Below are 24,383 nucleotides of genomic sequence, written 5' to 3'. Positions count from 1 at the left end.
GGTTTTTATCGCATCCTATTTGTTAAAATTGATAGCTCACACTTGCAGAAATATTACGTCCTGCGCTTTCTAAGCCCTCTAAACTGTCTGATGCTGAGTGGTCAGTAAGGCTACCATGTTGATAGTAGGTTTTGTCGAATAGGTTACGTACTGCGATGTTTAAACTTGCTTGACCAAAGTTAGCGCGTGCTAACCAATCGACTGTCCCATACCCAGGAGTTTGATATTTACCTGGATTTACCTTCGTCATTTTCTTCGCGAAATTAATGATTAAATCACTGCCGTAAATATCCCCTTGGAAAGAGAGACCTAAATTACCTGATAATGGACTAATTGAACTGATGTATTCATCGGTTTCATCATTTTTACCGTCTTGGTAACTGGCATTCAAAAATACAGAGAGTGTGTCCGATGCGTAGTAGGTTGTTGAAAATTCAGCCCCTTTAATCGTTACTGACTCGATATTTTTATACTGATATTGGTCATGAATATAGGCAAGTGAACCATCATTATTGAAAACGGTTTCGCGCTGGGTTAGTTCAGTTGCTAAAAAGTCATCAAACTCGTTATAGAATAAAGCGGCTGATACTGTGAAATCACCTAGGTGACCACGAAGACCAAGCTCATAAGTGTCACTTTTTTCAGGATCTAAGTCATCTGCTGGTAAAACTTCATAAATGTACTCAGCCGTGGGCTGGTTGTAGTGCTCAATGTAAGCTAGGTCGTAGGCAGGTACTTTAAAGCCCTGGCCGTATTGTGCATAAGCACTAAGCATATCATTGATATAATATAGGCCACCTAAATTAAACGAGACATTATGTTCATCAATTTTAGCGTATTCCTCACCATCTGTTTTTAGTACCCCGTTAGGATCCATACTGTAGTAATCGAAACGAGCGCCTGGGGTAATAACAAGTGTGTCGTTTAGTAGTTTGATTTCGTCATTTATGAATATGCCAGCGCGTAAAGTGTCATTTTTAGGGAACTTTTGGCTGGTGTCGTCTTTGGTTGTTTCGCCTTCGACTTCACGATATTCATGCACAGTACGCAAGCTTTCAGTTGTTTCAATATCAACGCCATAACCAAGAGTATGCTGCTTATTTAGTGCTTTACTAGCGTGTGAAATTAAGCCATAAGTCGTTTGCTCATACGTACCTGTTTTCCACATATCACGCATTTCAACAGTGCCGAACATGGGCGCGTTAATATCAAGTAAGGCATATTCTTGGTCGTCTTGGCGATTATTAGTATAGTACGCGTTGAATTGAGCCGAATCCCAAAAAGCATTGCCACTATTGTTATTGTAACTAATGCGGTATGAATCACTGTCTTTTTCAGTTTGGGTATTTTCTTGTGCAATATTATAGCCGTACTGAGCTAATCCTCTGAAATAAGAAAGTAAACCGTCAGCGCTATCACCATTGACATCTTGGCGCCATAAATCCGCTGCGAAGCTAAGATAATCTTGCTCGTTTAAATTGTATTTCAATTTATAAAGTAAGCTTTGAGAGTCAATATCGAACGGCGCATTGTTGCTGTGTTTGGTTTGCTCTTCTTCGCCATCACGAGCGGTAATGCTAAGTAAATGGTCAAAGTTACCGTGCTGAGCATATAGGGTTGCTCCTAGGCTTGCTTGGCTGTCAAGGTCGCTGTAACCCAACTTTACACGAGCACCAAATTGTTCACTCTCTTTTAAGTAATCACTCGCATCTTTAGTTGTAAAAACAACGATACCTCCTAAAGCATCAGAACCATACAGGGAGGAGGCAGCTCCTTTAGCGACTTCTACCTGCTTTAGAGTCTCTGTATCGATAAATCCGCGGCCAACAATATCATTCAAACCATCGGCACCATAGCCTTCATTCATTCGCATACCGTCTTTAATCATCAAAATACGGTCAGATCCCATACCACGCACCTGAATATTTTGTGCTCCACCAACTCGACCAGTAATTTGGATACTAGGGTCATACATAAATAATTGGCTCATATCGGTAACAACTTGTTGCTGGATATCTTCACTGCTTAAAACAGAGATACTTGCGGCAACATCTTTTAACGGTTTTTCTGTGCGAGAGCCACTAACAACAATGACTTCTAGGTCATCGTTTTTGATATTTTCGTCAGCAAATACAGGCATTGCGGAGCCGGCAATAATTGTTGCGATTAACATGCTAAGCGTATTTGGTTTTGTATAGCGCATTGTTGAGTTCCTTTAGGTGCTTTATTTGTATACAGCGAGCTGCTTCATTTTTTGGGGAATAATACGCTTATTGTTGAAAAGATCAATACAAATAATAATTGTTCCCATTTGCATTATTGTAATCTTTCAATAATTGCCGTACATTTGCTGTCGAAGAAATCTAACAAGGTATTAATGTGAATATCCAAATAATCGAACAACTTATGGCTGATGTTTCTGCGCTTTTAATGACACCTGTCATCTTAGTTATATCTGTACTTTTTATTTATGCGTTTTTTGCCGCAGGACGATTTGTCTCTGAATATTTAATCAGAAGAAAAAACCAACTTGCTTATCAAAGAGATATAGATAACAAAGCAGTAAATAACTATAACGGCTTTGATGTTCATAACTATTTTGTGGCAAATCCAGATGCATCAGAAGATGAATTAGAGGTTTTTGCGCTTAAAAAGCTTGAAGTACTCAGAGTTGTTACCCGTATTGCGCCAATGCTTGGCCTTATTGCAACGATGATTCCGATGGGACCAGCGCTAAAAGCGCTGGCAGATGGGAATATTCAGGGCATTAGTGAGAATTTGATCATTGCTTTCGCTGCGGTTATCTGGGGTTTGGTTATCTCTACTCTAACCTTTTGGCCAGCATCAATTAAAAAACGCTGGTGCGCTCAAGAGCTCATTAATATTCGTAAATTAAGAGGGCTGTAATATGCGTTTTTTAGACGAAGATGAAGAATTAAACCCGATTGTGAGTGCCGTAAATTTAGTGGATGTATTTTTAGTCATTATCGCGGCGTTGTTGATTGCTATTGCGCAAAACCCTTTAAGTCCGTTTACAGCAGAAAATGTGACTGTTGTTAAAAATGCGGGTGAGCCAAATATGGAAGTAATTGTTAAAGAAGGCAAAGAAATTAAGCAGTATAAATCGAATGGGGAAATAGGTTCAGGTGAAGGTATGCGTGCTGGGGTCGCTTATAAAATGGCTGATGGTAGTTTTGTTTATATACCTGAAAAAGGCGAAGCCACAACCAGCAGGCAAGAGAGCGGACAATGATGAGAATACTAACATTCCTGTTGCTTTTATTGAGCTCATTAAATACATATGCAGAGCAAAAGCCAGAGGTACTGATCATGATGTCGGGCCACGTGGCTAAATCGAAAGGTGCGTTGCTAACAAGGCTTTCTGAAGATCAGCCGTTTACGTTCACAAATTTTAGTAGTAAAGGCAAAACTGACGAGGAAATAAAACTTGCGTGGCAAAATGCAGATCTGATTTTGCTAGATGGTATTAACCCTGCGCTTTCAAAATATATGTTTACTAAATATCAGCCCTATTTAAGTGAATACCCCAATGTGCCAGTCATTTCACTGGGGGATATGGACAATTCTGCAATGAATACGGGCTTATCTGAGCTGCAGCATACTCGTCTTGGCAGCTATTACAATAATGCCGGTCGCGATAATTACCGAAATATGATGCTTTATATTACCAATGCAATTTTTAAATTATCAAATGTGCCTGCAGAGCCTGTTAAAGTGATTCCAGACGTTGGTTTATATCACCCTGAGTTTGACGGCCATGTGAGTGCTGACGAAACTCGCTTTTTTAACTGGTTAGATGTTAAAAGTACGCAACCAGTGATAGCGATAGCAGTACATCGCTCTGTGATTGATTATGAGCAACAGCAAGTCGTAGATGGGTTAATTTCTGGGCTCGAAAATAAAGGAGCAAAAGCATTTGCATTCTTCTTTGAAGGGAATGACGAGGCGCTCACCTACCCAGAGTTACTGACAGATGAAGCTGGTGCTCGGGTTGACCTAATAATTAATTATCGCTCTTTGCATTATGTAGAAAAACGCCGTGCTGAGTTTATGAAAATAGGTGTACCTGTGATCCATGCTCTTAACTACACCGATGGCGATGAGCAAGCATTTGACCAAGATCATACGGGTGTATCACCTTCACTGACTCCGTTTTTTTTGGTCATGCCAGAAGATACAGGAAGTACCGACCCAATCATTATCGCAGCAAATGATAAAGGCCGCAAAGTGGCTATTCGTTATCAACTTGATGCACTGATTGAACGTGCATTTAATCACGCGAACCTTGCACATATTAATAATGCGGATAAAAAAGTCGCTACTTTTATATGGAATTACCCGCCAGGAGAGAAAAATATTGGCGCTGCTTTTTTAGATGTTCCAAGCTCAATTGCTAATATAGCAAAAGCCATGCAAGCAAAAGGTTATCAAGTTAAGCAAACTGATACAGCTAGTTTAGTCGAGCAAGCAGGCAAATTATTGCGGCCGTATTATCGTGGTGAAGATGCCGAAATGCTTGTTGAAATGGGGCTTGCTGATTATTTACCACTCACTACATATCAAACATGGTTTGATGCACTACCTAATGAAGTGACTCAACCTATTATTGATAAGTATGGGCAGCCCAATCAAAGCACTATGCTGAGGATGCATAACGGACAAATGATGTTTGTGATTCCACGTATGGAGTTAGGCAATATGATTGTGCTGCCACAAGGTGTGCGCGGTGAGACAGCCAAAGAGCATGCGGCCCAGTATCACAGTACAAAATCGGTTATAAATCATAGTTACTTGGCTATTTATTTATATGCACGTGACGTATTTAACGCTGATGCAATTGTGCATTTAGGCACGCATGGCTCACAAGAGTGGTTAAGTGGCAAAGAGCGGGGTTTATCGGTTTATGATGCTCCTAATTTGGCAATCGGTAATATCCCTGTTTTCTATCCATACATTATCGATAATGTGGGAGAAGCCATGCAAGCAAAGCGTCGTGGGCGTGCCACCATGATAAGCCATCTAACTCCAGGTTTTGCAAAAGCGGGCTTATACAGCGAAGTTGCAAAACTGAATGAGCTGATCACCAACTATTTAATGTTGGATAATGGGCAAACAAAATCAAATACGCAGCAAGAGATAATTAAGCTTGCTAAGCAGTTAAATATGTTAAAAGATCTAGAGCTCGATGAAGCGACACTCACCGCTCAATTTGCCAATAAAGTGACTGTACTACAAGATCACCTCAATACACTTGCGCAAATGAGTCAACCTCTGGGTATTCATACATTTGGCGAACTACCCGTTGATGCACACCTTTACACCACTATTTTGCAAATGCTGGGTGATGAATTTACGCAAAAAGCGGGTGAATTTGAGCGTGAAATAGGTATAGCAATAGCTCCCTCTGAGCGTGAAGATGAGCGTAAAGTAATAAAGTTACAAGCCTTAGATGGTTTTCAGTTGCTTGCTCGTGTGCTTGGCGATAACCCTGACTTTGTCATTCCTCTACCATTACAAAGCGATATCACTTTAGCTAAAGAATATTGGCAAAACTTTCATAAGAGCGAAGAAATATCAGGGTTGTTGAATGGTCTTGATGGTCAATATATTCCTATTAGCCATGGTAATGATCCAATTAGAAACCCGTCAGCAGTGCCCACAGGACGTAACTTAATTGGTTTTAATCCTGCTAAAGTTCCCTCTAAAGAAGCGTATGAGGCTGGGGTTAAAATGTTGGAGCAAACAATTGCCCAGTATCAGGCTGAACAGGGGCGTTACCCTAAAAAGCTCGCTTTTTCATTGTGGTCACTTGAAACCATGCGCCACCAAGGCGCGTTAGAAGCACAAATTCTTCATGCCATGGGCATTAAGCCAAAATGGAATAAGCAAGGCAACATTGTTGGAACAGAGATTATTCCTTACTCAGAACTTGGTAGGCCACGTATCGATGTGGTGGTCTCTGCAACAGGCTTATACCGTGATGCATTTCCTAACGTCATGTTATGGATTGCAGAAGCGATAGATAAAGTTGCAAAAATGAAAGAAGACAATAACTTTGTGTATCGTCACTCAATGTCTTTAAAGCAAAACTTATTAGACCAAGGGAAAAGTGAAGAAGACGCAGACTATCTCTCATCATTGCGTATTTTCTCTAACGAAACCGGTGCATATGGAACTGGCCTAGCTGGTGTAAGTCTTGCATCTGATACTTGGCAAGACGATAGTAAACTCGCTAATTTGTATCTTGAGCGAATGGGCTTTGGTTTTGGTAAAGACGAAGCTCGTTGGAGTGAAAACCTGTCTGACACGGGCTTGTATAGTAAGGTGTTGTCTGGCACTGATGGAGTGGTCTTTTCTCGTTCGAGTAATTTGTATGCGTTAATGACTAATGATGATCCGTTTCAGTATTTTGGCGGCATAGGCTTGGCTGTACGTCATATTGATGGAAAAACGCCACAAATGTATGTCTCTAACTTGCGGCGTAAAGGTGATGAAAAAGTACAGACGCTCGAACAGTTCATTAGTAATGAGATGCGCAGTCGCTATTTCCACCCTCGTTGGATAAAAGCGATGCAAGATTCAGGTTACGCGGGGGCTACAGCGATGCTAGATCGTATGAATAACATGTGGGGCTGGGAAGTAATGACACCTGAAGCCGTCAGAGATGACCAATGGCAAGAATTCTTTGAGGTCTATGTTGATGATAAGTACCAAATGCAAATGCGAGAATTTTTTGAGCAACATAATCCAGAAGCATTAGCGCAGATGATTGAACGTATGCTGGAGGCTGTTAGAAAAGGCTATTGGCAAGCCTCGCCTGAGACCTTACAGAAACTGCTTGAAACATATACTGAGATAGCTAATCAGCATGATGTTGCTACAGACAATCAAACCTTTGTTGATTACGTGAAAGAGCAAAATGCTGGTTTTGGGCTAGCCCCTTTAATATCTAATCAAACAGCCGATATAACCGCAAGCTCCAGTGCGCAAACACAGCAGGTGAGAGGTCAAAAACTTGAACAAATTGAGCAAAGTGAGCCTTTCGAGACTGATTACAAGTTATGGTGGTTGCTCGCTGGTATTTTCTTCGCTGGAATGGCAAGTCCATTCTTTTCACGAAGAGCTGTGTAATACATTGATTAGGCAAAGTAATACGTGATAGAGCGTATTACTTTGCGTTAATAGTGAATCTTTATTGCAATAAATAAAATAGCGATTGCTAAACAATCAGTTGTTATCTAAAATTAGCCCGTAAGGATTATATATAAACAAAAAACACTATCAAAGTATGAGGCTTGCTTAATGCGAAACCTATCGCTACGCACTATTTTTATTAGTTTTGTATTAATCGCATTATTTATTGTTACGGTAGTCAGTGCCTTAATCAATACGAGTCAATTTTCTAAACTCTATTATCAACAAACCGAAAAACAACTCTTACCTGATGCGGTAGGCAAGGTTGCCGCACAAATTGATGCCCAAATGCGTTATCCAATCTCAGTGTCACAGTCATTGGCAGAAAATCAAATGCTACATACTTGGATGACCGAAGGTGAGAAGCGCTCGCCTATTCATCAGCGTGTAATGTCATACTTTGCTGACTTACAAAAGAAGAGCGGTGCATCATCGGTTTTTTGGGTGAGCAGTGATTCGATGAGTTATTACACTCAAGAAGGCTTTTTTAAGTCAGTTTCGAGTAGTGAGCCACGAGATAGTTGGTTTTTTGATTTTTTAAATTCAGATAAACGCCAAGTCTTAGCTTTAGATGTGAGTGAGCAAGGCGGTCATCTGACTTTATACGTTAATACCTTGGTAGAAATTGCAGGTAAGCGCCTTGGCGTTGCGGGGCTTGGCTATGATATTTCAGATATCTCAAATATTGTTACTTCACGTAAAATTGGTCAGCAAGGTTACTTATTTTTAATTGATGACTCTAAACGCATTATTGCTCACGAAAATGATGCATTTATTGGTAAGCAGATTTCAAATATTGCATCTTTAAGTGCGTTGCAAAACGTAACAAGTAGCAAAAGTGATGAATTTTCATTATCCCAAGCTGAATTAAATGGTCAACAAGTATATGCCGGTGTAATGCCAATTACTGGTATGGGGCTGACTTTGGTTGCTGTGCAACCGAAAGAAGAAATTTCGAGCGCAATCAACGCTGTCGTTCTTATGTCAATTTTAGTGAGTGTGGTGCTTGCCGCTGTTTTTCTGATCCTTACTTTGTATTTTGCTAATTGGCTGAGCACTAAAATACGCCGTGTGGGTGACGAGTTGTTAGGTATGGCAGGCCAAGGGGGGGATCTAAGTAAACGTTTAGACGACAGTGTTGATAACGAGCTAGGTCATCTTGCTAAAGGCTTCAATGCTATCATAGGTAAAGTTGCAGAGCTGGTAGATGAAATTAGTGTGACTGAACGAGCGATGCGTGAAGGCATTGAAGAGTTGGCCACGTTTGCTAATAAAACATTTGCTGCAACCGAAGATCAGCGTGCGCAAACAGATCAAGTTGCAACTGCGATTACAGAGATGGGCCAAACTATCAATGAAGTGTCTGATATTGCTCATCGTACAGCAAGCGACACCGAAGAAGCAGTAAAAGAAACTGTTGAAACGAACCATAGTATGGCCACAACAGCTAAAACAATGACTGAACTGAATGAAATTTTGCTCAATGTTGATAAAAGTATTGGTGAGTTTGCAAGCCAAGCTGCGGAAATAAACTCCGTGGTTGAAGTGATTAACGCTATCTCTGAACAAACAAACCTATTGGCATTAAATGCGGCCATTGAAGCGGCAAGAGCGGGTGAGCAAGGGCGTGGGTTTGCGGTCGTAGCAGATGAAGTACGTTCTCTTGCAAAGCGCACTCAAACTTCTACCTCGGAAATTCGCGAACAGGTCACACGGTTACAAAGTTCTTCACTTCAATCTCAACAAGCAATCGCAGAAGGAACACAAAGTAGTCAAAAAGTGACAGAACTCACTCAGGTTGCTGTATCTGCACTGCAATCAATTCAACAAAAATTTGAAGTTATTAGCCAAGGGAATCATCAAGTTGCAGCAGCAACAGAAGAGCAAGGTACGGTTGTCGAGCATATTAATCAATCGGCTCACGACATTTCAGACAGTGCAACATCAATTCATGACAATGCTGAGCAACAACAGCAGGGTACGCAAAGCTTGTTATCACGTGCACAGCACTTAAAGGACTTAGTGAGCCAGTTTAAGGTGTAAAAATTTTAAAACTGACAGTGAAATTACTCAGCAATTTCTTCTATGCGGTTACGACCATTTTGCTTTGCTCTGTACAGTGCTTTGTCGGCCATAATAAGAGTATGATCAGCCTCGCTGTGTTCATTAGGTTGGCATGAATAAATACCAAAACTTAATGTCAGTAACGGGCTTACTTTAGAATTAGGGTGTTCAATTGCTAGTTGTTTTATCGCTAGCTGTAATTTTTGGCAGAATAATGAGGCTTCTTGCTTGTTAGTGGCGGGGAGGATAATAGCAAATTCTTCACCACCGTATCTGGCTGCTAAGTCTCCTGGACGCTGACAATTTTCTTCAAGCGTTTTAGCAACGAGCTTTAGTGCTTGATCACCTTGTTGATGACCTAGCGTATCGTTATATAATTTAAACGAGTCAATATCACACAGAATTAAGCTTAGCGAGAGTTCACTGCGTGCACAGCGTTTTAATTCCTGTTGTAGGGTAGAATCGAGCTGTCGACGATTAGCAATTTCGGTCAGACTGTCTCTATAAGCTTGCTCATGCAGCTCTTTATTAGCTGTAAGTAACAGCTTTTGTATCTTTTCAAGTTTATGTTTATATTGCATATTTTTTAATGCATTTGTGATCATGTCGCCGACTAGTTTTATTCTTAACAAATCCGTTTGAGACCATTGACGGGCTTTATTAACGCAGTCACAACCAATGAAGCCAAATAATGTTTTCTCGACGACTAAGCCAATACATAAAACAGATTGAATCCCCTCGTTAGTAAACTCTATTTTTTCTGCTCTGGCTTCAGGGGGTAATTCAGCTGTGTTTGATGCGTTAAAAATATGCTGTGTGTGCATTTGCTGGAAAAAATAAGGTAAAGAGTCTTTTGGGATATTCTGAAGGTGCTCCTTAAAGGGTGTAATACCGTCGTTTACCCACTCGTAGGTGTTACTCATCGATAATCCGTCATCACTAAATTCAAAAATGTAAGTACGGTCAGCATGGCAATTTAAGCCTATTGTTTGCAGTGCCTTCTCTATTTGCTGACTCATATTTTCGTTTTGGATATCGATAAGTTCTGTTGAAATCTGAGAAATCAGCTCATCGAAGTCTTGGCTTTGAGCTTGGCTAGGTAATGTACGAGGCTCACACACAGTGATATAAAGATAATCACAAAGTGTTGCAAATTTTAGGTCAAGCAGTTTGGCTGAGTGAGTATGTCGGTTGGTTAGCGTTACAAACAAGGGGTGTGTGTTGTACGAACTTGGCAATAACTCGGTAATGCCCAGTGATTCGCTGCTTAGCGCGTTATTAAGTGCAAGATGAGTTAGGTTGAGTTCGTCTGAGCTTAGTTGCTCTTCAATTGAGAATAACGACTGTGCCGGTAAGTTAAAATGGAAACGATTGTGTTGCTGATCAAACATGATAATAGCTATCGGTAATGCAGCGAGAGTCTGCCATGTTTGCTCAATTGAACTCATTAAAAAACGACCTAAAACCAATACACGGTATAAGGTTACATATTTTAACAAAAAATTGATATAAAATTTTCTTTTCTCTTGATTTGAAAGCTTAAAATCCTCGTAAATTGAGCGATAGGTAAGTTTTTAGTGCGTTTAGTGGCGTCACGTATTACAATTGCGACTGTATATCATTACTCTTTTTCCAGCGAATAGGTTTTTCTTTTCTTCATGACAGATATTACGACTCACCAAGCATCTAGACGTCGCTTGTTAATTGCGTTAGCCATTACTTGCTCGTTTATGATAATTCAGATCATTGGTGCGTATTTTTCAAACTCGTTAGCAGTGCTTGCTGATGCAGGGCATTTGTTTGTCCATAATAGTTCTTTATTCATCGCCTTAATAGCGTCGTCTATGGCGATACATTTTGCCAAAAACTTTAATGATGGCTATCAACGTGCAGAACTAACAGGCGGTTTAATTAACGGCATTTTATATTTAAGTATCAGCTTGGTTATTTTATACGAAGGTGGAGAGCGATACCTACACCATAATGAAGGTAACCATCTCGAAATTAATAGCTATTTAATGTCTGTTATTTCAGCTATTGGCTTTTTATTTCATGGTGCCGCAGCTTGGGTTCTTTATAAAGGTCGAAAAGCGAGTATCAATGTATACGCCGTATTTCTTCATTCGTTTTTTGATTTAATTTCAACGGTTTCAACTTTCTTTGCAGGAATTTTGATTTACCTTACTGGCTGGGCTGAAATCGATATTATTTCAAGCATGCTAATTGCTTCTTTCGTTTTATTTACGGGAATTAAAGTAATAATACGTTGTATTAAAGGCTTAGCTGAAAATAACAGCAAACTGCCTAATGTGGCAGACGTTGAAAAAAGCATTGCCTCTATTGAACATGTTGAAAATGTGCATAATGTGACGGTTGTTCGTCAGGATAACGTTGTCATTGTTGGCGCGCATGTCGTGCTAAAACAACACTGTACAGTAGAAAAACATGATGAAGCGTGTCGTCTAAAGGTCGAAAAGCTTTTACTTTCGCGCTTTAAAGTTGCGAAAAGTGTCTTACAAATTGAAAGCCATGAATGCCACCCAATTAATTAAGGTGGCAAATTACCTCTTTTTCTTTTAATTTAAAGGTATCACTATAAGATAGGGTACCGCCTTTGCTAGTTCATAAGCCGCCATATTTTAGCTTTTTAGCAGCAGTGCTGTTAGGAGCCGTTGCGGGTGTAACTAATCTACTTCCTATTTTTTTCTTAGATAGTTCCGAATTTTTGCTTGGGCAGTTTTTTGTCATCTTAAGCTTACTGCTATTTGGTTGGCGATTTGCGCTCATCACATTTGTAATAAGTACAGGCTTTATTTTTTATCGTTGGGGGCATGCTTGGCCTTCAGTTGTATTTGCCCTTGAGCTAATTTTTTTGCACGTTTTCTGCTTGAGTAAAGCTCGGCCTGTATTCCTTCGCGGTATGATATTTTGGTTTATAGTCGGTTTGCCTTTACTTTGGGGCTTTGGTCATTTCATATTGGGTTTACCTATTTTGACTATTGCGATTGCACTAGCAAAATACTGCCTTAATGCAGCGATTTATCTGTCAGTCATTGACTTATTGAGTTTCTTTTTTAGTCGCTATTCATGGCATAAATACTACTCGTCATTATATAAAATACTCAATTATGTTGTAACTTTACTGATTATTTTGGTGGTTATTTTAACGTCTATTGTGTTAACCAATAATCATTATTCACGTATTGAATATGAGATCAATTCTCAACTTTACGAAAAAGCACAAGAAATATCGCAAACCATAGATACTCATTTAGAGCACCATAAAAAAGGTGTTCTTTTAACTGCTAGAGGTATTGCTTTAGGGGCCCCTAAACAAGCAAGCTTAGAAAGTATGGCGCAGTTATATCCCGACTTTAGAACACAAATCATTACAAATGCAGTTGCTGATGTGACTCACTTTTTCCCTCAATCTTTAGCAATTAGTCTAGAGCAATCTATGATTCGGCCCAATGTTGCAGATAGGGACTACTTTATTAATGCTCCTAACCATAGGCTAGGCTATGTGTCTTCTATTTTTAAAGGGCGTGGGTTTGGTGCGCTTCCCATCGTGGCCGTTTCTGCCCCCATTTATATTGAAGATACTTTTACAGGGGTTGTTGAAGGCTCTTTGATGTTCGATTACTTCTCAAGGCTACGGCCAAGTTTATTCAGCCATCAAGGTGAATTAGTCGTATTAGATTCAACAAACAAAGTGGTCTACAGCTCACTGAATAATTTTGCTGAATTACAGGAAATTACGGACGATGAATTGAGTGGATTTACAGGTGAAACCCGTTTTAAGAGGCTAAACCAAGATAACGAACAGCAGTTTTATGCCCGTGTAGCATACTCGTCAGAGCACAATTGGGTAGTGTTGACCATGCTTAATCGTAAGTATGCTAACGATGTTGCGGTGCATGCTTGGGGGCAATCGATTGTTATGATTGTGTTTATTATTTTATTAACCAGTATTTTTATAACTCAGTTAAGCCGTTGGTTAATAAAACCTATTTTAAAATTAGCGGAACAAATCGATAAGTTTGAGCCTGAACAAGCAAATACAGATACCTATTTACCTGATACTTGGTTTGAAGTAAGCAGGTTACAATCACAATTTTCTAATTTAGCGAATAAACTGACACTGAGCTTTAGCCGTCTACGTCAAGTGAATCATGAAAATGAGCATCTTAACAGCAAGCTAAAGGATTTTAATGCGCAATTGGAACGCCAGGTTAGTGATAAGACGAATGAGCTGGTAAAGGCTGTAAGAGCGGCAAATCATGCTAACAAAACAAAATCGCAATTCTTAGCCAATATGAGCCATGAAATAAGGACGCCGTTGAATGGCATTTTAGGCATGACGCAGCTACTTTTAGACAATGAAACTTTACCAGAAAAAGAACGCGAAGAGCTGACAATGGTGCATCAAAGTGCCAATAATTTGTTATTGATTCTTAACGATATTTTAGATTTTTCAAAAATAGAAGCAGGGGCGCTAAAACTGGAATATCGTGCTGTGGAGGTGAAAAAGCTACTACATAAGTTAGCGCAAGTGTTTAGTAATACCAGTGTGAAGCCTAACGTTTCGTTTGCGCTTGATATATCAGATGATATTCCCGATTACATTAGTTTAGACCCGCTTCGCTTTAGCCAAGTTATTAATAATATTTTAAGTAATGCGGGTAAATTTACCGAATCCGGTGAAATTATTTTATCTAGTCATTACAAAAATGGCACGCTTGAAGTATGTATTCGTGACACGGGCATTGGTATTTCATCCGATCAACAGGCTAAGCTTTTTACTGAATTTACTCAGGCTGATATTTCTACAACGCGAAAATATGGCGGTACTGGGCTTGGTTTAACAATTTCAAAGCGCATTGTGGAATTAATGAACGGTGAGCTGAAACTTGAAAGCGAACAGGGTAAAGGCAGTGTGTTTACACTTTGTGTACCTGTTCAAATGAGTGAATTGACGCTGGTAGATAATCAATCTGCTCAGAAACCTGAGCTACAAGGTGTGAATGTACTGATAGTTGAGGATAACCCCGTGAATCAACTTGTACTCAATAAAATGATGCATGAAACTCAGTGTACAATTAAGCAAGCCAGTGATGGCGTAGAAGCACTTAAAGCCTTAGAGAGCTTTATGGCTGACATTATTTTAATGGACTGTCAGATGCCGCATATGGATGGTTATCAGTGTACTCAAGCGATTAAATCTGAGCCAGATCGTTATGGCAAAGCAGTCATCATTGCTATTACCGCAAACGCTTTTGAAGATGATCAAAAGCGTTGCCTTGAAGCGGGAATGGATGATTTTATTTCTAAACCAATTAATAAAGATGAGCTGTATCATTGTTTAAATAAGTGGTTTAAAGCGCGTTTAAACGGCCAATAATAGCTTCAATTGTAGACTCTTTACTAAGCTCATCTATCAGCATGGGCTTAGCAAAATAATACCCTTGTAGGTCTTCACAACCCATTTTTTCTAAGAACTTAATTTGTTCAGTGGTTTCGACACCTTCAGCAATACAATAAAGCCCTAAATTTGTCGATAGCGCATGAATGGTTTTGATAATTGACTCGTTACTTTTATCTTGGCCAATGTTACGCACAAAGCTTTGATCTATTTTTATAACATCAATAGGAAATTGGCTTAAATAGGTTAATGAAGAATAACCTGTCCCAAAGTCATCCAATAACAGTTTAAATCCCGCATTTTTTAATTTTTGTAACTGCTTTGACGCTTTTATTTTATCTTCAAGTAAGGTGCTCTCAGTGATCTCTAGACGCAGCTGAATTGGTTTTACCAAATGATTATTCAGTATCATCAATAAACGCTCAGTGAGGTTTGACTTCAAAATATGCATCGGTGATAAGTTTAACGACAAATAAAAGCGAGGGTTTGCCCGTAAAAGAGGCTTGAGCTCTGTTAAAGCGCGATCAAGGGCTTGCTCTGTTAAAACATCAATTAAACCGATTTCTTCAGCAATAGGAATAAATTCGGCGGGGGAGACAAATCCTTGCTCGTTTTTCCAGCGCATTAAAAGCTCAACACCATTGATAGTTTTAGTCCTTGCATTAACAATCGGCTGGTAGTTATTAAATAACTCGTCATCTTTGAAAGCATCTTTAAGTGCATTTTCGAGTAACAACTTCTTAGTTAGCTGATTATTCATTTGCTCTGTGAAATACTTAAAGTTGTTACGCCCAGACTGTTTTGCATGCATCATTGCAATATCAGCGTTTCGAATTAAGTCATCCGCAGTTGTCGCATCAAATGGATACAAAGCAACGCCGATGCTGGCCGATATATTGATAGAAAAATCTTCAATAACCACTTTATTACCTAGTTCATCGGTGAGTGACTTAACTAAAGTACTTAGGCTCTGAGGCGAGTGTAAGTCTTGCACTAGCACTAAAAATTCATCACCACTTTGACGGCCTATTATCGCATTGTCAGGTAAAATGAGATCAACTCTTCTGGTGATGTTGCACAGTAACTGATCGCCCACGGCATGGCCAAAAGAGTCATTAACAGGTTTAAATTTATCTAGATCGATAAATAACAAAGCGGCTAATTTATTCTCTTTGCTGGCATTATCAATACACGTATTTATTTTAGAATGCATTAACGTACGATTAGGTAAACCTGTTAAAGGGTCATAGTTAGCAAGGTATCTAAGCTCATCTTCGGCACGTTTTTGCTCTGTTAGATCTGATATTACGATAACGTAGTAATTAATCGTTTGCTGATCTCTTGCGACTGCTGTGACACTTATGTGAACAGGATGCGCGGGACTTTTTAAGGTGCGAATAAACGCCTCAGTCTTCCAATTTTGCTTGGGTTTGAGAGTTTTTAAAACGGTTAAAAATTCAACGTAGTGCGCTTTTCCTATCGCACCTAAGAAGTCTTTTAAGCTCAAATCAGCGATATTACTCGGTGTGGCAAAGGCTTCGCTGAAACTCGCATTAGCTGAAAATGGCTTTAATTGACTATCTAAAATAAGCAACCAATCGTTTATTTGGCTAAAAGCTTCCCCAAGCACGGCTGCTTGTTGAGCATTTGCTTTTTGCTCAGTTATATTAGTGTATATTCCCGATATTTTAAGCGGTGTATTATTATCATCCGCCTCAACTACGCGGCCAAGATCTTGGTACCATAGCCATTGACCTGTTTTGTGTTTTAAACGGTAGGTTACATTCCACTGTTGTTGGTTAAGTTGTTTAGAAAAAGATTCCCATTGATTGATAAATAAGCGTCGATCATGAGGGTGAATGAGGTTTAAAAACTCGGTGAGTTTAATTGTATCTTCATATTCTTTATAACCTAACTCAGCCGCTATACGGTTATTGTGTATAGTCATTTTTTTAAGGTTAGCTTCCCAAACGCCACTATTATTGCTACTCAATGCAAGCTCAGTTTGTTGCTGGGATTTTACGATTTCATCATGCGCTTTTCGGATCGTTTGCTGACGAGCACGATACTGCCAAAAAATAATAAATAAAATAGCCAAAACAATCACCGTGTAGCAAGCGATTGCAAGCGGTGAGGACCACATTGCATAAGCAACGTTGAACTTTAACTGGCGGGTTGCAGTGTTATCGTTAGTTAGCTCTGAAGTAGATGAAACCGATAACACATAATCACCAGGAGGAAGCTTTGTAAAAAGTACCTTATTGGTCGTTAGTTTATCGTACTGTAATGACGTAGGGCCTTCTAAAGTCACCTTATATCGTGTGGTGTCTTTATTTAATGTGTCAAAGTTAGAAAAAGTGACCTCTAGGCCTATATCATCTGCGGTGAGTTGCAGCGCATTATCAGCGTATTTATAGGGGTGATAGTTAAGCTCTCTTGATAAGAGTGAGACACTGGTAATTTCAGCTGAGTTTTTCTGCATACTGATTGGCGAAGACAGAAAATCTTCTGGCGAAACAAGTAACACGCCACGGGTTGAACCAAATGCAATTTGCCCATTGGCGAGTGTTGTATCTGCATCTATATTAAATTCATTAACGGATAGACCGTCTCGGATAAAATAACGATCTAACGTAAATGAGCTCAAATCTAAACGATATAAGCCGTTTTGAGAGCTAAACCATAAAAACCCAAAACGATCTATTTGAAGCCCAAAAACTGATTTAGCTTGGAGACCTGAGCTCTGATTGATTCGATGCTTTATTTCATAGGTTTCAGCGTCTAAGCCAATTAACCCTTCATGTGATGAAGCCAGCCATAACACATTGTTGTGATCGATGACCCAGTCATCTACTAGAAAAAATGCTAAAGGGTTATAGTTTTCTACTTGATATATTAGCGTTAACTTTTCTGTCGATTCATTGTAACGATAGAGCTTACCGGACATATTCAGAACATATTCATCAGGGTAATTAGGTAACGGTTTTAAAAATGAATTTGCATTGATTATATCTACTTGCTCTTTAAGCCCTTTGATGACATTTAATTCGCCAGTTTTGCCGTTATAAGTGTAAAACTCATCATTTGTTATAAAAGCAAATTGATCAGGTTTCATAACGTGAAAGCCCCAGCTAGGCTCTGTTGATAAAAATGTCGTTGTTTTTTCACTGCCATTAATGGCTATTGTCTTGCCTGTTTTTTTGTCAAACAGCGTCAAGCCAACATACTTCATTAGCCATAGGTAACGGTTATTATCATCTAGTTGTGCTTTGGCAATACCATAAATACCATGCTCACCATGAAATGCTTTTTCGTCATTATTTACTAAGTATGCAGTGGTTTTTTTAGTTAACTGGTTGTATTTCATTAAGCCGTTATCGGTACCAATCCAAAGGGTGTTATTGTCATCTTGGACAATAGACCAAATGTTATTGTCGTAATAACTTTGCTCATTTTTTAATTGAATATGCTTAAAACGTTTTGCCAGAGTAGACCAAGTAAATACCCCTTGTGATCGCGAAGCAAGCCAAAGAAGGCCTGTTTTATCTACCATGACATCAGGTATGGTGTTATCGGTCATGTTGAATTTGCTTTGATCGAAACGTAAAACAAACTCAGCGCTCAATGTTTGCCGATTAAATTCAAATAAGCCCTTTTCGGTAACGATGTACTCACCAAAAGGACTGTTTGTATAATCCCATATATTGAGCGTAGGAATGAGTAGCTTAGCTTTATCAAATTCAAGTAATTCCCTGCTATCAAAAGGGATGTTATACATTCCTTCCACTGTTCCGACTAGCAGCCCTAACTGTTTATCGACATGTAAAAATTTGACGTTTTTGTTGTCATCGTTAATGTTTCTTTGATCTGCCAATGGAATATACGAAATATGCTCATCAGCGAGATTCTTAGAAAACAGCCCGTTAGAGGTACCAATAAATATAAAGTTTTCATGAAGCTTTAGGGAGCGAATAATGTGCTCTTGTTTATTGATAGAAAATTCATGTAAAAATTTTTTTGATTGCTTATGGTACGAGTAAACATGTTGGTTTATAGCAAAAAAGTAGTTGTTATCACTTTCATCTAAAGCCAGTATAGGAGAGAAAAAATTATCTTCAGGGTTTAGTTTTCCTGAATAGATTTTTTCAACATGCAAAGATTTTGGGTCAATTAAAAAAGCCCCTGAAAACTCGGTACTTACAAATAGTTTTCCATTGTTAGTTTTTGCCATGAAGGCAATTTGTCGCTGATCGAGTATGTGCTCTCCTGAAAATGGAGACACTTGGTAACCATCATAACGATTTAAACCTTGATAAGTACCAATCCATATAAAACCGAGATCATCTTGAACAACTTTAGTAACAGAGCCTTGAGTTAAGCCTTCATCTGTTGAAAGTCGCTGAATTTGCAAAGCATAGTTTTGCGCATTCGCAATGTTAGGGAATACTAATAGGATAAAAATGAAAACTAAGAGGAAGTGTTTAGGCACCGAATGTTGAACCCTAAATTATTATTTGCACAAAACTTTTAGTAAAATATAGCACAAATATGCACGTAATTAACGAGTAAGAGAAGATAGTTTAGCACAATGTTAATTAAGGTACACAAATGTATCTATGTGCTATAAATACTTTAATAAAAATGACCAAGGCCTTTTATGCGTCACCCATTTATATGTCAAAAAACGCAAACAATTTTACTCATCATTGATGAACAAGCAGGGCTTTCTCCTGTTATTAGCGAGTTTGCAGAGGTTGTTAATAATACCGAAAAGCTTTTAAAAGGGGCATCTCTTTTTGATATTCCAGTGGTTTTTACGGAGCAAAACCCTGAAAAACTGGGCGCAACCGACCCATCGCTTGCCCACTTTATGGCAACAAGCTGTAACATAGAAAAAATACATTTTAGTGCCTGCTTAGAGCCAAACTTCATAGAGTCGCTATCGCGCTTTAATCGTCCCCAAATTGTTGTTGCAGGAACTGAAGCGCATGTGTGTGTTTTACAAACGTGTTTAGATTTATTAGCTGCCGGTTTTAAATTGTTCATTGTGGATGACGCTATCGCATCGCGTAACTCACACCATAAAAACATAGCAACAAAGCAACTTACACAGGCTGGAGCTATAATAACATGTACCGAAAGTGTGTTATTTCAATGGTTAGAAAAAGCAGGAACTGAACAATTTAGAGCATTATTGCCATTAATAAAGTGAACCATGATACGCATCAAACCGTATAGGCTCGGTTAATTGTATTTTTGTAAATTATTTAATAATTAAGGCTTTAACTATGACGAGTGTGCGCCGTCTTTTTACGTATTTGTTTCTTCTTTTATTTGTAGAGTCTTTGGTCTTAGGGTTTATCTACTCAACCTTGTTAACCGGTGTGGTCACAGGCTTACTTTTGCTGTCTTTGCCGCTTTGGATGCTGTATCGCTACCCAGGTAGCAAATTGACCGCTCATGTGGTTGCTGCCGGCTGCATGATGTTTTCGTTTTTACACATCCAACAAAGCTATGGACTTATTGAAGTTCACTTTGAAATTTTTATATTGATGGCTGTGCTAATCATGTTTGTTGAGTGGCGAGTGTTTATTACCGCACTTGCATTTGTAGCCGTTCATCATTTGAGCTTTTATTTTTTACAAATCAATGAAATGGGTTTATATGTTTTTGACCCTGACCGATTATATTTTAGTACCGTACTTATCCATGCAGTGTATGCCATCGTGGAAGCTATTGTTGCGGGCTACATCGCTAAAACATTGCACCGTGAACGCAGTGCAGGGCTCTCGTTAAGTAATACTACAGAGCGAATTATGGCGAATGAAAACAGCATTAATATTAGTCTAAGAGCCGATGAAAGTCACAGTGAAGCGGTGGCGGGTTTTAATCGTCTTCTTGGTTTTGTTTCAAGTGTAATTGGTGATGTACAAAGCCAAAGTAGCGTTTTAAAAAATCAGTCTAAACAATTGCTTGAAGTACATGATGAACTGCACCAACAAGCACTGCACCGAGAGCAGTTATCGGCTGATATTGCACAATCAGGGGAGCGCGTTGCTGAAGGCTTTGCCCATGTTGAGCAACAAAGTAATGAACTACAAACCCAGTTTGAAAAGCTTCATTTAAGTGCGAGCGAGGCATTAAATGAGGTGGCGAATACAGACAATAAAACTGCTGAACTTGCTAAAAATCTTCAAGAGGCAGACCAGAACATCACACAATTAGTAAGTGCATGTAGTCATATTTCAGACTTACTGAATGAGATTTCATCGATTGCTGAGCAAACCAATCTCCTTGCTTTAAACGCAGCTATTGAAGCGGCTCGTGCCGGTGAGCAGGGGCGTGGTTTTGCTGTGGTCGCAGATGAAGTTAGAAACCTTGCAACGCGTAGCAAACACACCACAGATAAAATAACGACAACCCTTGAAAGTTTGATGCAAAATAGTGCTTCATCGACTCAATCAATGCAAGGGAGTGTCACTTTGATTGAGCAACTATCGGCAATTAGCACGCAAATGAAGCAACAAATTACAGAAATGACGGAGCAAGTAAACAGTGCCGCTACGAGCTCACAATCGGTTGCGCATGTAGTGCAAAACCAAGCGGGTAACACCCGTGCAATTGCCGAAAACTCACAAGCCTTAATTGCTAATCAAGAGAATGATAACCATATGATTGAAAAGCTAACCGATCGTGTGCAGTTAATTGATGTCAGTATTGATGTGCTGGAGCAAGGTATTGCTAAATTCAAATAGCATAAGATTAACAGTGGCAACCCTTTTATGGGTTATCATTGTGGTTGCTACTTTAGTCTTTGCTTACATCCAGCAAACAGACACATTTGACCCTGATAACACGCTGTCGCAACCAAACTGGTTGTCATTGTTTCAAAATGCCGTTGGGCTTGATGCAGTCGAAGGCGATACTTTGTATATTGTGGATGAAAACACCTGTGTCTGTTCCGTGCGCTCACAGGCGCATATTCAGAGCTTAACAGACTATGCTATCGAGCAGGGGGTAAAAGTTGTAAAACTAGCCCCGAGTACGGCTTTGTCTTTACTTATACCCGCGCAACCCGCTGCTGTACTTATTTCAGATAATCAAGAGCTGGCATATGCAGGCCCATTATCAAAAGGCTTAGCGTGCTCGAGTCAGAACGGTTTTGTTGAGTTGGTAATTAAAAATTTACGTGCTGGTTTTAATAGTCAGTTCGTTAATTCTAATGCCGAAGGGTGTTATTGTAAGATAGGTTGAATTCACCTTTTACGAAAAGAGGCCAAAGTTACATTGGCCTCAGAACAACTAGGATTAACAGGGTTAGGAATTGATTATTGGATCTGGCCTCTAATTTCCCCATTCGGGTTAGCAGGCGTATGTACGTTTACATAATGACCACCAGAAGCGAGTACTGAGAATGTATCGGCATCAATCATCAATCCGGTGCTGCTCATCCAGCGATTCATATCATCGCTATCTTGCACAAGGCCAACTAATACAGGGCCATTTTCACCGGCTACACCAGTATGAATATGCGCTGCGCTGGCGTCACTCACACCTGAGGTGAGTATTTGTAATTCAACACTGTAATCATGGGTGTTCACTAATGCATAGCCATCACCAGATGCGTCTGTCACGACACTTGGTACTTCTTGGGCGCCGCTTAGTGGGAAGGTCACAAATACATAGTTATCAGTTAAAATTTGCCCACGTAACTCACCGCTAGGATTCGCCGGTGTGTGCACGTTAACGTAATGGCCACCTGATGCGAGTATTGCAAACGTTTCTGCATCGATCATGGTGTTTTCAGGTGTTTGCCATAGGTTCATGTTATCGCTTGACTGCTCTAATGCTGCAAGTACATCACCGTTCATACCAATGCGGCCAGTGTGGATATGCGCTGCAGTTGCATCACTTACACCCTCTGTTAATGCTCTTAACTCTATGTGGTAATTATCCATATTGACTAGTGCGTAACCGCTGCCTGACGCCATGGTATCGACTGCGGGTACTTCTTGCATACCAGTTAATGGAAAAGTCACTAATTGATAATTATCCGTCAGAATTTGACCTCTAATTTCACCACTTGTGTTGGCAGGTGTATGGACATTTACATAGTGACCACCTGAAGCAAGCACTGCAAAAATATCTGCGTTTATCATCGTATTGGCAGGTGTTACCCAAGTGCCGGCATCAGTTGTTGACTGCTCAAGTGCCACAAGTACATCACCATTTGTACCAATTCGACCTGTGTGAATATGAGCGCCTGTTGCGTCATCTACACCTGTTGTATTTACACGAAGTTCTAAGTCGTAACTATTCATATTAATGAGAGCATACGCTTCACCACTGGCACTGGTGGTCACAGCAGGTACTTCTTGCTCGCCATTGAGTGTAAAGCTTGTGAACGCGAAATTGTTGGTAAGTATTTGACCTCGTAGTTCTCCGCCAGCATTATCAGGTGTATGAACATTTACATAATGACCTCCGGATGCAAGTACAGCAAAAATATCAGCATCTATCATAGTATTTGCAGGAGTCATCCAAACATTACTGTCATCCATTGATTGTTCAAGAGCGACGAGTACATCACCATTAGTGCCAATTCGACCTGTGTGAATATGTGCTGCAGTTGCATCGTCTAAGTTTGAAGTAACAACCGTGAGTTCTACGCTGTAGTCAGTTGTATCTACTAATGCATAACCATCACCACTGGCCATGGTGGTCACCATAGGCACTTCTTGCTCACCACTAAGATCAAATGTTGCCACTGCGTAGTTATCCGTCAGGATTTGTCCGCGAATTTCGCCATTTGCAAATTCAGGCGTGTGAATATTCACATAATGTCCACCATCTAAGAGCACCGCAAGGGTATCACTGTCAATGGTGGTGCCCTCAGGCACAACCCAATCAGTCATAATTTCATCGTCTTGCTCTAAAACTACAAACACATCACCGTTTGAACCTAATTTGCCTGTGTGGATGTGCGCTGCTGTTGCATTATCTACACCCATAGTAACTGCGCGAAGTTTAAGTTCTGTACTGGCACTGTCGTAAGATGCGTAACCGTAACCCATCGCATCGGTGTCGTTCATGGGGACTTGCTGTTCACCATTTAAGGCGAAAGTGATGATGCTAGTTGTATCTGGCACTATCTGTGCGCGTAACTCACCGTCTGCAAATGCTTCAGTATGGAGGTTGATATACCAAGCACCCTCCATCAGATCTTCGATAAGGGATTCATTAAGATCGGTAATAGCCACTTCATACATACCTTCGCTTGTTGCTTCAAATGCAAATGCAACGTCGCCATTCTCACCCAAATCACCATCATGAATGTGCGCAGCACTAAATCCTTCTACTGAACTTGCATCTAGCGTTGCACGAAATTGCATTAAACTTTCATCAAGCTCTACGGTTGCTGTGGCGGTTTGCATTGAGTTATTCATTGGTACTTCTTGCTTACCGCTCAAAGTGACAGAGTAGGTCTTACTTGGGCTAAATTCTTGTACTGGGGGAGGGGTAATCACTTCATTATCGTCGTCATCATCGCTACACGCTGTGATGAAAAGTAAGCTGCTTACCAAGAGTATGTATTTCATCGTTCTTCCTTATATCTTTGTATGTTCGGACGGTACGACGTGTCCATTTCAATAAGGCTTACGACAGGTGTTTAAAAAGCGAT

General features: G+C 39.8%; 13 protein-coding genes. 9 read left to right on the top strand and 4 right to left on the bottom strand.

Features of this window, described 5'->3' with window-relative positions; genetic code table 11:
• Positions 1-22: 22 nt before the first annotated feature.
• Positions 23-2,203, bottom strand: coding sequence for a TonB-dependent hemoglobin/transferrin/lactoferrin family receptor (locus NYF15_RS04190; RefSeq protein WP_371352880.1), 2,181 nt, complete (start codon positions 2,201-2,203; stop codon positions 23-25).
• Between the two features lie 176 nt (positions 2,204-2,379).
• On the opposite strand from NYF15_RS04190, the gene NYF15_RS04185 reads away from it, so the two are divergent.
• From NYF15_RS04185 to NYF15_RS04170, 4 genes are all read left to right on the top strand, one after another.
• Positions 2,380-2,907: a MotA/TolQ/ExbB proton channel family protein gene (locus NYF15_RS04185; protein ID WP_130152365.1), complete on the top strand. Its 528-nt coding sequence runs from the start codon at positions 2,380-2,382 to the stop codon at positions 2,905-2,907.
• Position 2,908: 1 nt separating this feature from the next.
• The gene (locus NYF15_RS04180; RefSeq protein ID WP_237119072.1) at positions 2,909-3,253 is read left to right on the top strand and encodes a DUF2149 domain-containing protein; all 345 of its coding nucleotides are present in this window, start codon (positions 2,909-2,911) and stop codon (positions 3,251-3,253) included.
• On the top strand, positions 3,250-7,152 hold the full coding sequence (cobN, locus tag NYF15_RS04175; RefSeq protein ID WP_371352879.1) for a cobaltochelatase subunit CobN: 3,903 nt from the start codon (positions 3,250-3,252) through the stop codon (positions 7,150-7,152). The genes NYF15_RS04180 and cobN overlap by 4 nt, the downstream gene beginning before the upstream one ends.
• Positions 7,153-7,323: 171 nt before the next feature.
• On the top strand, positions 7,324-9,258 hold the full coding sequence (locus NYF15_RS04170; RefSeq protein ID WP_371352878.1) for a methyl-accepting chemotaxis protein: 1,935 nt from the start codon (positions 7,324-7,326) through the stop codon (positions 9,256-9,258).
• 23 nt (positions 9,259-9,281) lie between these two features.
• On the opposite strand, the gene NYF15_RS04165 is transcribed toward NYF15_RS04170, so the two are convergent.
• The gene (locus NYF15_RS04165; protein WP_371352877.1) at positions 9,282-10,727 is read right to left on the bottom strand and encodes a diguanylate cyclase domain-containing protein; all 1,446 of its coding nucleotides are present in this window, start codon (positions 10,725-10,727) and stop codon (positions 9,282-9,284) included.
• 210 nt (positions 10,728-10,937) lie between these two features.
• Between NYF15_RS04165 and NYF15_RS04160 the strand changes: the two genes are divergently transcribed.
• Positions 10,938-11,831 carry a cation diffusion facilitator family transporter gene (locus NYF15_RS04160; RefSeq protein WP_371352876.1) on the top strand — a complete coding sequence of 298 codons (894 nt, stop codon included), beginning with the start codon at positions 10,938-10,940 and terminating at the stop codon, positions 11,829-11,831.
• A 62-nt stretch (positions 11,832-11,893) separates the two neighbouring features.
• On the top strand, positions 11,894-14,680 hold the full coding sequence (locus NYF15_RS04155) for a response regulator (protein ID WP_371352875.1): 2,787 nt from the start codon (positions 11,894-11,896) through the stop codon (positions 14,678-14,680).
• Here the strand turns inward: NYF15_RS04155 and NYF15_RS04150 are convergent.
• Entirely contained in the window at positions 14,655-19,190 is a 4,536-nt protein-coding gene (locus NYF15_RS04150) for an EAL domain-containing protein (RefSeq protein WP_371352874.1), read from the bottom strand. The two genes, NYF15_RS04155 and NYF15_RS04150, sit on opposite strands and share 26 nt — an antisense overlap.
• A 168-nt stretch (positions 19,191-19,358) precedes the next feature.
• Between NYF15_RS04150 and NYF15_RS04145 the strand changes: the two genes are divergently transcribed.
• From NYF15_RS04145 to NYF15_RS04135, 3 genes are all read left to right on the top strand, one after another.
• Positions 19,359-19,913 carry an isochorismatase family protein gene (locus tag NYF15_RS04145; RefSeq protein ID WP_371352873.1) on the top strand — a complete coding sequence of 185 codons (555 nt, stop codon included), beginning with the start codon at positions 19,359-19,361 and terminating at the stop codon, positions 19,911-19,913.
• 76 nt (positions 19,914-19,989) lie between these two features.
• Complete coding sequence (locus NYF15_RS04140) at positions 19,990-21,456, top strand: methyl-accepting chemotaxis protein (protein WP_371352872.1); 1,467 nt, start codon at positions 19,990-19,992, stop codon at positions 21,454-21,456.
• Between the two features lie 13 nt (positions 21,457-21,469).
• The gene (locus NYF15_RS04135) at positions 21,470-21,955 is read left to right on the top strand and encodes a DUF6436 domain-containing protein (RefSeq protein WP_371352871.1); all 486 of its coding nucleotides are present in this window, start codon (positions 21,470-21,472) and stop codon (positions 21,953-21,955) included.
• Between the two features lie 74 nt (positions 21,956-22,029).
• Here the strand turns inward: NYF15_RS04135 and NYF15_RS04130 are convergent, their stop codons facing one another.
• On the bottom strand, positions 22,030-24,300 hold the full coding sequence (locus NYF15_RS04130) for a CHRD domain-containing protein (RefSeq protein WP_371352870.1): 2,271 nt from the start codon (positions 24,298-24,300) through the stop codon (positions 22,030-22,032).
• Between the last annotated feature and the right edge of the window lie 83 nt (positions 24,301-24,383).

Origin of the sequence: Pseudoalteromonas sp. 68 DY56-GL68 (assembly GCF_041414825.1) — a bacterium.
GTDB lineage: Bacteria > Pseudomonadota > Gammaproteobacteria > Enterobacterales > Alteromonadaceae > Pseudoalteromonas.
Note: the sequence above shows the minus strand (reverse complement) of the source record. Positions and strands in the feature narration are given on the sequence as shown.

Coding starts and splice junctions, on each gene's coding strand:
- NYF15_RS04190 (WP_371352880.1), bottom strand. CDS start 2,203: ATGCGCTATACAAAACCAAATACGCTTAGCATGTTAATCGCAACAATT.
- NYF15_RS04180 (WP_237119072.1), top strand. CDS start 2,909: ATGCGTTTTTTAGACGAAGATGAAGAATTAAACCCGATTGTGAGTGCC.
- cobN (WP_371352879.1), top strand. CDS start 3,250: ATGATGAGAATACTAACATTCCTGTTGCTTTTATTGAGCTCATTAAAT.
- NYF15_RS04170 (WP_371352878.1), top strand. CDS start 7,324: ATGCGAAACCTATCGCTACGCACTATTTTTATTAGTTTTGTATTAATC.
- NYF15_RS04165 (WP_371352877.1), bottom strand. CDS start 10,727: ATGAGTTCAATTGAGCAAACATGGCAGACTCTCGCTGCATTACCGATA.
- NYF15_RS04160 (WP_371352876.1), top strand. CDS start 10,938: ATGACAGATATTACGACTCACCAAGCATCTAGACGTCGCTTGTTAATT.
- NYF15_RS04145 (WP_371352873.1), top strand. CDS start 19,359: ATGCGTCACCCATTTATATGTCAAAAAACGCAAACAATTTTACTCATC.
- NYF15_RS04140 (WP_371352872.1), top strand. CDS start 19,990: ATGACGAGTGTGCGCCGTCTTTTTACGTATTTGTTTCTTCTTTTATTT.
- NYF15_RS04130 (WP_371352870.1), bottom strand. CDS start 24,300: ATGAAATACATACTCTTGGTAAGCAGCTTACTTTTCATCACAGCGTGT.